The sequence below is a fragment of the Bradyrhizobium sp. Rc2d genome (assembly GCF_900099855.1).
Lineage (GTDB): Bacteria > Pseudomonadota > Alphaproteobacteria > Rhizobiales > Xanthobacteraceae > Bradyrhizobium.
The window spans coordinates 41,095-50,557 of the sequence record NZ_FNCU01000060.1 but is presented as its reverse complement, the minus strand read 5'-3'; the positions used below and the strand labels follow the sequence as shown (position 1 = coordinate 50,557).

Sequence of the window (9,463 nt, the reverse complement as noted above, 5' to 3'; positions counted from 1 at the left end):
CCGCGAGGGCGTCGAACCCTCTGGGTCACGTTGAAAGGTTTCAGATCACATTCTTCCTCCTTTCCAGGACTTGTCCTGACGCAAGCTGGGTGCACGGCAGGCGCAAGTTCTTTGAACTGGCACGGCTCAGCAGGGCGCCGATCGCGGCCAAGGCAGTCAAGCGCATCGATGTTCTGTTCGCCATCGAGCGCGAGATCAACGGTCTTACTGCGCAGGAGCGTTTGCGTGTGCGCCAGGAGCGCGGCGGCCCTCTCATCGTCGAGCTGGAGGCGTGGTTGCGCGAGCAGCGCGCCAAGCTCTCCAGGAACAACGACACGACCAAAGCGATCAATTACTGCCTCAGCCGCTGGGATGCATTTAGCCGCGTCCTTGATGACGGACGGCTTTGCATGTCGAACAATGCTGCTGAGCGTGAGCTACGGGCGTCGCGGTGGGGCGAAAAAATTGGACCTTTGCCGGGTCCGACGAGGGCGGCCGGCGTGCGGCCGCCATCTACAGCCTCATAGCCTCCGCCAAACTCAATGACATCGACCCGCAGGCTTGGCTTGCCGACGTGTTGGCGCGCCTACCGGATCATCCTGCCAAGCGCATTGACGAACTGCTGCCTTGGAATTGGCAGCCCCAAAGCGTCGCTCACGCCGCTTAAGCTTGATCAGCCTTCCACCAAAACGGCCCAGCCGGGGACTTCGCCGGATGCGTACAGATGGTCGTTGATCCACTCCTTTGTTTCTCGGGAACGCAGATTAGATTAATAAGCAGCATGGCGGGGCCGCTTGCTGCGTGTGCCCGCACAAGCCACGAATTTCCTCCGTCTGCGTAAGCTCAGCGTCGCTCGCGCACCGAGCCCTCCTGGGCGACGGAAGCCACAAGCGTGCCGTCTCGCCTAAAGATCAGCCCACGGGCGAGACCACGTCCGCTCTGCGCGCTTGGCGAATCCTTGGCGTAGAGCAGCCAATCGTCGGCACGGAAAGAACGATGAAACCACATCGCATGATCAAGACTTCCGGACAAGATGTGTCCATCAAACAGTGTGCGCCCGTAGCGTGTCATCACGGCATCCAGCAGCGACAAATCCGAGGCATAGGCTAGTGCGCATATGTGCAGCACTGGATCGTCGGGAAGCTTTTTCGCCGCCTTCATCCACATATGCAGCCTTCCGTTCTCGATTCTTTGGCCGACATATCTGCCGATCTCAACGGGACGAAGCTCGACCGGACGATCGGGTTCATAGTAGCAGCGGACAATTTCGGGCAGATCGGCATATAGGGGCAGCTTCGACAACCTTTCGGCTGCGAAATGTTCGGGCGCTAACACCGCAGGCATTTTATCCTGGTGTTCGAACGCCCCTTCCTCGCCCTTGTGGAAGGAGACCATGATCGAAAAAATTGCGCTACCGTGCTGCGTCGCCGTGACGCGCCGTGTCGAATAGCTTTTGCCATCGCGTAGGCGCTCGACCGTGTAGATCAAGGGTACCTGAGGATCCCCGGTGTGGAGGAAGTAGCAATGCAACGAATTCGGCAGCCTGGCTTCGACTGTGCGACATGCTGCAAATATCGCCTGACCAATGATTAGGCCGCCGAATACCCGTTGCTCGCCCACGTTTGGGCTCTTGCCGAGAAATAAGTCAACCCCGATCGATTCAAGGTCGAGAATAGCTGCAAGACCGATCCGACTTTTTTGCATTCAAGAACTCTTAGCGTGTCCAGCGTCGTCGCCGGAGCGGTACGATCATGGGCACCAGTTTCGGGGGCCTTCGAGAGATGAAGCATCCCTGCACCCCGCGTTTCGGAGTCCGGTATTCTGACTGCTTCTCCGCCGACAGCACACCGTACGAGCGACAATTCACATGACGGAACTTTCGACAGCCCCACCGCTTATGACGATCATTAAGGCTTGTGCAATCGGCGTGCCGCTCCGCGCATCCCGTGACGAGATGCACAATGAGGAAGTTCTTGTCGCGTCAACATTGGTAGCGCTGTGAGCGTTTGGTTTCGGACACGTCGTGAAGCAAACAGCTGAATGCGATTGGCTTACGTAAATACGATGCGAAACCCGATTGAGCTGCTTCCTAGACGCGCCCGTTGTCGCCGCAACGGCTCAAGGACGTCCTGATCTTCTAAAAGAAGCGGACGGCGGTTCAAGCCGACTTTAGCTCCATCTCGACCGGGCTGATATGGAAGATGGCTGATTGTCTGCGGTGATGATTAAGCCCTCGATGTACGTGAAGATGCCGCGCTCTGCATCGTTACGGATTGCATATTGGCGATGACGACCAGTTCGGTCTTCAGCCTGTGGAAGAAGCTTTCCACCGGGGCACTGCCGTAGCAGTCGGCTCTACGGCTCGTCTGAGGCCGGAAGCCCGCGGTCTGCAGCGTTTGGCGGTGAAGCTTGAAGTGTCTTGGATCCGCGCTCGGAGCGACCGACCGGGTCGACACCGGACTTTTGCCCCTTGATCGCCATCCTCAATGCGGCGAGCGGCAATTCGGCGCGCATATGCTGCGGATCTGCAAGCCTGCCCCACTTCTTTAGAGAGTTCAAAGCGCGCTTCGGCGTCGCCGCACGCGTCTGCCTCGCTCCGAGAACGGCGAAACGGCCCTCCGCGCTCTCTGGTGAAGCCCAAGCGGGCGATCAGCCGGGATGGTCCGCGCGTGAAGGCCGCAATTGGAGTGCTCCCCACATCTCAGGTTAGGCAAATTAGCGCTGCGCGGCGCATCCATGCGGACGTTCCCTCGGGCCTTTGCATGTCGGCAAGAACCGCTAAAAGCGCGGCAAACTGGCAGCCGTTTAGGTCCCAGGAACGGTCCGCCTCCTGCTCAGTGCAGCACTGTCAACCCATTCTTGACGACCGTAACCCGACGCTCTCGCACGCAAGCTTCGAATGAGATCGAATTACTGTCCTTCCAAAGATTGACGGTAACAACTTCTCCCGGGAACACCGGCGCCGAAAAGCGAGCGCGGTGACGACTAAAGGCAGACGGATCGTAGTCGGCATAGCTCTGCAGGACGGCTCTGCAGGTCAGCCCATACGTGCACATTCCGTGCAGAATGGGTCTTGGAAAACCGGCTCGACAGGCGAACTCCGGATCACTGTGCAAAGGGTTTCGGTCGCCAGAAAGACGATAGATCAGGGCTTGGTCAGGTCGGGTCGGGATATCGAGTGATCTATCTGGTGGTCGGCGGGGCACTTGGTGCGGCTCGGGCATCCCCTCCGATGGCCCGCCAAAGCCACCGTCCCCCCTCGCGAAGGTCGACGAAACGATTGTGACGATCTTGTCGCCGCCCCCCTCTCTGACCACCACCTCGTTCTGAATGATCGCACCTTTCTCCTTACCCTTGTCATAAATTCCCCTCACACGCGCGTCCGCCGTCACGTTCGCTGCGACGGGCATTGGCTTGTGAAACGTAATGTCGCGTTCGCCGTCAACCACCATGACGCGATTGAGGTCAATGACTCCGGGACGTGCGCCCCAAACGCAGACGGAAGCAAACGTCGGGATCACCTTTAATGGCTTCGAAGTTGCAAATGCTTCGTTGACAAATTGTAGCTCCTCCTCCTTCAAAGGATCTGAGCCCATGCCCACTCCAAGCGCATAGAGCATTACCTCCTTGTCAGTCCAGGAATAGCGAACTCCAGAGGTCCTTAAGTTCAGTGCAGCGGGATAGTCGATCGGCATCTGAGCCTTTCTACCGTTGAGACCATGGCGTGCGGCCGCTCGACTTCAATACGCTTCGTGGGGCGGCGGGCGTACCGCACTCGCTCCGAGTTCGTGCGCTGGAGCGCGTGCGGTAGACCTCATTGTTCCGGCAGATCGTCTAACCAGCAGGCGGCCGCGACCTGCGGTCGGGAAAAGATCTTACCGATCTTCTCGGGAACTTTGTTCTGGTGGTATCGCATATACACGCGGCCATCCTGTCCTAAGTCCAATATCTCTATTTTTCCTGTGTAATGGGACATGATGTATTTAAATGTCTTCTCGATCCCGCTCAGACGCTGGTTGACGCCGCGCGCAATCTCTATTCCCCGTCGCAGTGCGACCTGAAAATGGGATGCGCCCTTCACCGGCCTCGCTTGAAAGAGGTAGTAAGGACGTACTCCGATGTCGTGGCATTTGGCGAACGTCGCTGCCAAGATCTCGGGATCATCGTTGACTTTGGCGAGAAGCACGGACTGATTAAGGAATTGCACGCCCTGTGCTCGCAAAGCGCGAACTTGGTGCTCTGCGTCGCATGAGATCTCACCTACGTGATCGAAATGCGTGACGATGATTGGGGTTTTACCCGCCCTGTGGATGCGCTGGAATAACGCCGGTAGAGCGGAATCTTTAAACCGCCTTGGCTCGTAGGCGAGCATTTTTGTTCCAAATCTAATCGAATTCAAATGATTTATTGGCAGCAGGTGGTCAACGATCTTGTTCAGATTGGCGGTGCTAAGCACGAACGGGTCACCTCCGGAAAGGAGTACGTTCGTCATCTCAGGATGGCGCACAATGTACTGCGCGGCCTGATCGAAATCCGGTGCGATTTCATCGGAAGCTTTGCCCACTATACGCTTGCGAAAACAATAACGACAATATGAACCGCAGCGTTCTGTCACCAATAATAAGCCGGTCTGTGCGTACTTGTGCTGCAGTCCCGGCACGACCGTGTTGTCGTGCTCGCCGCTCGTATCCAAGGTGCCAGAGCTCTCGAACTCCTGGACTGAGGGCTCTACAATGTACTTCAGCTGTTCGTAGTAAGCACTTTTGGTGATCTGTTCGCGATAGTACTTTGTGACATGATAAGGCGTGATGTTGTTGACGCGCAGTTCACTCTCGCTAACGACGCGAGTTTCTTCAATGAACTTCAACACGTGTGCTCTGCAATCCAGCGGATTAGCTGTGATTTCCATTGCGCACCTCGTCTGCCCTTATCAGCGCGTTTGATTCAATGCGATCTTCCCCGTCTACATACAGCATCAACAGTGGATCGATACCTACCTATTGTGGTGAGGACTATCGGACTCGAGAGTTGAGAAAGGCGCACAGGTACTCGCCAGACGGCGGCGCGCCGAGGATAGCGGCGCGATGGCGAACCTAAGTCGGAGCCATGAGAGCGTGTTGAGATCGAATTGAAGCAAGGGATTCCCAAACAGGCGACGCGTGATTCATCCTCAAGGCAGGGAGGAGGGCTGGCGGGGATGGCGCATGGGGAGGCTCTTCCGATTTGGGTGATCAAGGCCGTGGTTGAGGCCGGTCTTACGCGGAACGAGGCGGCACGGATTTCCGGGTCGGGGTCGGGATCGCGAGCGCGATCCATTGGGTGAGGGGTTCGAGAAAATGCGCCGCACAGCAGTTTTGCCGACCGGGCGCGGAGCGACGTTCCGCGTTGAAGCGGCACTGGGATTGGCTCCTGGACGATCTGACGCTCGATGCGATCGCCGAGCGTCTGCTTCGCGCGCAACGGACGTAAGCCGACAAGTCGATGCTGACGCGGTTTTTCGCCGCCGAGGAGATCAGCTTCAAATAAAGCCGTGCAGGCCATCGAACAGGATCGCCCCGAAGTCGCTGAGCGCCGGGAAGCGTGGCGGCGTGAAGGACTTTGGTCGCCCTTGATTTTGATGAGACTTGACGACAACCGTGATGGCGCGTCGTTACGCCTGGGCCGATGTCAGCGCACGCGCGATCGGCGATGCGCCGAACGGCCATTGGAACACGACGACGTTCCTTGCGGGCCTCACCTGCGAGGGATGATTGCATCTTTCGTGCTCGACGGGCCGATCAACGCCGAGTGCTTCCTAGCCCATGTCGAGCAAATCCTCCTCCCCGTGCTGCGCGAGGGCGAGACGGTGATCCTCACAATGTGTCGAGCCAGGAGAACGAAGAGGCCGCGTGCCTTATCGCGGGCGCCGGCGCGCGCCTACTATTTCTGCCGCCCTACAGCCCCGATCTCAGTACGATTGAGATGGCATTCGCCATACTCAAAGAACTGTTGCGGCAAGCCCAAGCCAGAACCGCCGATGCCCCCTGGGATCTCATCGGACGCACCCTGAACATGGTTACTTCTGAAGAATGTGCCAACTACGTCCGTCATTGCGGATACAATCGCTTTGCTCGCGACAGGCTCCAGCGAACCGCGCAGCATGCCTAAGATGTGCGACAAGCGCGCCCACGCCTTTCTGTCCGTACAAACACGCGACCGCCGCCTCCTCAAAATCGAGCTGAGCGCCATCCCAATTGCGAAGGACACCCTTGAAAGGCCTTCATCGGAATCAGGACCTGGTGTGCCTGGGCCCACATTCATGAGTTATTTCAGTGAGCGAAGCCGCTTTAGGTTGAATAGCGCCTCGACCATCGCCAAGCTCGATCCGCTCCAGCTTTTCAATGCCCAGCACCGATAGGCAAGAGCCGGCTCGCATTGTACCCGGCTCTCACACGAGAATGGCACCGCCTGCTCGCGCCTTTTCAGCAAGTCTTATGGACAAGAAAAAGAAGCAGATTGCCCGCGCTGGTTAGCCGGTCCTGGCGGGATAAGCTCGAAGGCCCGGCTCCGCTCGACATTGCAGGGCGCAACTTAGTCTTGGACCGCCAATGTCTTACGAAAACTGGACGTGCGGACACTGCTAGGCAGCCTCAGCGGCCCGTGATTTCAGCCTCTTGATGTACGGTACGCCGGCGTCAATCGCAAGCTGGTCCGTGGCCCAATGAGGACTGCCGATTTTGTTGACGGGGTACGGCTCAGTCGCGCGATTGTCCCAGATTGCCACGTCGCCTGATTCCCAGTTCCAGCACAGCGTGTTCTGCGGGGCGGTGACATAGGATTGCAGCAGTTCGAACAGTCTTTGGCTGGGATAGCGCTGCAGGCCGACAAAGTTCTGGACGGAACGACCGAGCGAGAGCATGCGTTCGCCGGTCTCGGGATGAACACGAACAATCGGATGTGTCGTTTCGTAGATCGTTCCGGTGGATAAGCCGCACCAAGGCCTCTTGTTGGCTTCGGTGGCCCCCTCTGTCGCAGTGAGATCGGATGCGACGAAGCTTACAGCCCAGAGGTTATCTGCGAGCATCCGCAGGGAATCGGGAAGATCAAGATAAGCGGCCGCCCTGCTCGACCAAGCAATGTCGCCGCCAAAAGGCGGGATCGCTGCGCGCCGCAGCACCGAAATGGCTGTGCGGACGCGCTCATCGTTCATCGCGGGTTGAGATGACTGCAGGCGCGATCAGGCAGCTCCTGCCGGATCGTTAAACCGCCCATTGTGTCCGCCATTGTGGGATTCGGTATCAGCGAGCCGAGCCGGAGCACAAAACGCTGTTGCTGGGCATCATCGAGATGTCCCTGATCACGGAAGAAGATGACCTTATGCTCTAGCAGCAGCCGGTTGAACGCTACGATGACATCGTCAGGCAAATCATCCGACAGCGTAATGTTCTTGATTTCGGCACCAAGCCGGTCCGCATGCTTGACGATGTCTGCTCGCGGAATGACGTTATCAACAGCCATTGTTTCACTCATGACGGCGCCTTTCTCTGTGGATGTCTAAACAAGCTCCGTGGTGGTCGTGTCTGGCGACAAACGCGGCAAAACAATCTTGATGATACACACCCGAATTGTCTGAGGGTCGGTCACCACGCCGCTCAATGGCGACCAATTTTGATACACACCACCAGCATCTTAGAATCCGACTCCCTCTGCGTGTCGACACGGCTAGTGCCGTTCTCATCGATGGACACTCGCATATGAGGCCAGAAGATCGATTTGCAGCCTGATCAACAGTGCAGATCATAGACGCAACACATGTCCAGTCCATGAAACGAAACCAGCTTTCTTTTCGAGCTCGCGCAACGTTCTCCTCTCTCAGAACTCATGCCTGGAAAATCCTCGAACCACGACTGCGCCGCACCTCATTCAACCCGCACGACCTCGTCCGCACGATGAAGATTGGACTGGTTTGTGGCATGCGCTCGCGAAGCGGATAGCACCCACCGCATCGAAAGCTTTCTCTACTTTTAGATGTATATCGTCACTCCGACTATTTCAACGGGTTCACAATCATTTGTTTGCGACTTCGAGTTGTTCAATGCGAGGCTTGTTTGATCAGCTGATCTATTGATTTGCTGTCATCCTTGGGCTAGCGCCGCGCAAAACAAGAAGGCTGCAACTTCCGATACAGCTTAACAACGGACTCAATCCCTCGATTTTCTCGAAATTTGCACTCGGCACGAATGCAGGTGTCCCGGCGGTGAGCCGCAGTATAAGATCACAGAGGTACTGGAGTTCACACCTGCCGAACAGCAGATCAATATGAAGCTTCGAATTGCGAATAAAAAGCCCGCTAAGAAGCGCGCGGGGAAATGAACGCCCCCACTTTCAGAGTAGAGCCGAAGCCCAAGGGCGTCTATTGGAGGAGATCAGTGCATACCAGACCAACGACTTATACAATCAGCCGTGATGTCGAAGATGAGATCGTATACCTGCGTTGGCAGATGCAGCAATTCGATAAGCTAAGCCGCTACAACCCCAGGGTCCCGCCCATGTTGGCTGACCGCGTCAACGCGGGACATCGGTTCTTCAGTGACGAAGAACTGAGGGAGGCAATTGTAACCGACACGAACCCGGTAGCGCAATCCACAAGCTACACCAGGAATGGATTCAGAAGCCAAGGAACTATTCGGTGCCTTCTTTGCAAGAATGCAGCGACGTCCACCACAGTTTCTCAAAGTATACATCACAAAGTATGGCCCGGGCGGTTCGTATCATCCCAACGGTCTTCCGGGACATCAGGGGCGGTTCATATCAATCAAAGACCCGAAAATCGCGCGGTTACGCGTAACCTTCAATCAGGTGATTGTGCACGAGACGATTGAGCTACTTATTCACGATGAGGTTCAAAGGAGGCGGACACCACACGACGCGAAGGAGGCTATCATAGATAGGTTCTGCGGCTGCAACGAACTCGAGGCTGTCCATGGACCATATCCAAAAGCGGATTTGCCGCAGCGTTGCCCGGCGACTGGCAGACATACATCGATTGGCAGCCAGGTAAGGCACCGAATTGTGGAATGAGCGAACGGCGGGACGGCGACGATCGTTCTCTTTCGCTTATGCACCCGCCTCCCGGGAGGAGCTGGACGATTGCCTAGGAGCCTGAAACCTTGATACTGCGACGCACATTCCACACGCCCTCAAAATGAGCGGAGGCTCTGAACGCATCAGCTGAGATGCCTCCCGAAACGGCGCGCCCCTACACGACGTGCTATACTGTTCATATTATTAACTAGATCACGTTCGCGGGGATGAAGCGCGGAATTGCACGCGATGCCAATGACTTCGTGACTCCCGGATCAGGACCATTCCCGGCCTGACTTTCTGGGTTCTGACGAACCCCAGAAATCCTTCCGTCCGGCGCAGCCGTCCGACAGTCAGGCCGCTCCTAACGGTGCTCGAAGACATTGATGAATATGCCTAAGAGTAGAGGCCAGAAACAACC

Annotated in this window: 6 protein-coding genes and 1 pseudogene; 2 read left to right on the top strand and 5 right to left on the bottom strand. The window is 56.8% G+C overall.

The window, feature by feature from the left end; genetic code table 11:
- Nucleotides 1–80: 80 nt before the first annotated feature.
- Nucleotides 81–646: pseudogene (tnpC, locus tag BLV07_RS40455) on the top strand (IS66 family transposase); the annotation flags it as partial.
- A 176-nt stretch (nucleotides 647–822) separates the two neighbouring features.
- On the opposite strand, the gene BLV07_RS40450 reads toward tnpC, so the two are convergent.
- The 3 genes from BLV07_RS40450 to BLV07_RS40440 form a co-directional block, all read right to left on the bottom strand.
- The gene (locus tag BLV07_RS40450; RefSeq protein WP_091897708.1) at nucleotides 823–1,683 is read right to left on the bottom strand and encodes an acyl-CoA thioesterase; all 861 of its coding nucleotides are present in this window, start codon (nucleotides 1,681–1,683) and stop codon (nucleotides 823–825) included.
- Between the two features lie 1,130 nt (nucleotides 1,684–2,813).
- A complete protein-coding gene (locus tag BLV07_RS40445; RefSeq protein ID WP_091897705.1) occupies nucleotides 2,814–3,674 on the bottom strand; it encodes a MaoC/PaaZ C-terminal domain-containing protein in 861 nt (286 codons plus the stop codon).
- Between the two features lie 119 nt (nucleotides 3,675–3,793).
- A complete protein-coding gene (locus BLV07_RS40440; RefSeq protein WP_091897702.1) occupies nucleotides 3,794–4,888 on the bottom strand; it encodes a KamA family radical SAM protein in 1,095 nt (364 codons plus the stop codon).
- Between the two features lie 878 nt (nucleotides 4,889–5,766).
- On the opposite strand from BLV07_RS40440, the gene BLV07_RS50510 reads away from it, so the two are divergent.
- Nucleotides 5,767–6,126 carry a transposase gene (locus BLV07_RS50510; protein WP_502690288.1) on the top strand — a complete coding sequence of 120 codons (360 nt, stop codon included), beginning with the start codon at nucleotides 5,767–5,769 and terminating at the stop codon, nucleotides 6,124–6,126.
- A gap of 472 nt (nucleotides 6,127–6,598) precedes the next feature.
- Here BLV07_RS50510 and BLV07_RS49935 read toward each other — a convergent pair whose 3' ends face one another.
- Nucleotides 6,599–7,168, bottom strand: coding sequence for a TauD/TfdA dioxygenase family protein (locus BLV07_RS49935; RefSeq protein ID WP_283806585.1), 570 nt, complete (start codon nucleotides 7,166–7,168; stop codon nucleotides 6,599–6,601).
- Nucleotides 7,165–7,476, bottom strand: coding sequence for a TauD/TfdA dioxygenase family protein (locus BLV07_RS49930; RefSeq protein WP_283806584.1), 312 nt, complete (start codon nucleotides 7,474–7,476; stop codon nucleotides 7,165–7,167). Before BLV07_RS49930 ends, BLV07_RS49935 begins: the two co-directional genes overlap by 4 nt.
- Nucleotides 7,477–9,463 lie beyond the last annotated feature (1,987 nt).

Excerpts from the sequence above, each read along its gene's own strand:
- BLV07_RS40450 (WP_091897708.1), bottom strand. The coding sequence starts at position 1,683 with ATGCAAAAAAGTCGGATCGGTCTTGCAGCTATTCTCGACCTTGAATCG.
- BLV07_RS40445 (WP_091897705.1), bottom strand. The coding sequence starts at position 3,674 with ATGCCGATCGACTATCCCGCTGCACTGAACTTAAGGACCTCTGGAGTT.
- BLV07_RS40440 (WP_091897702.1), bottom strand. The coding sequence starts at position 4,888 with ATGGAAATCACAGCTAATCCGCTGGATTGCAGAGCACACGTGTTGAAG.
- BLV07_RS49935 (WP_283806585.1), bottom strand. The coding sequence starts at position 7,168 with ATGAACGATGAGCGCGTCCGCACAGCCATTTCGGTGCTGCGGCGCGCA.
- BLV07_RS49930 (WP_283806584.1), bottom strand. The coding sequence starts at position 7,476 with ATGGCTGTTGATAACGTCATTCCGCGAGCAGACATCGTCAAGCATGCG.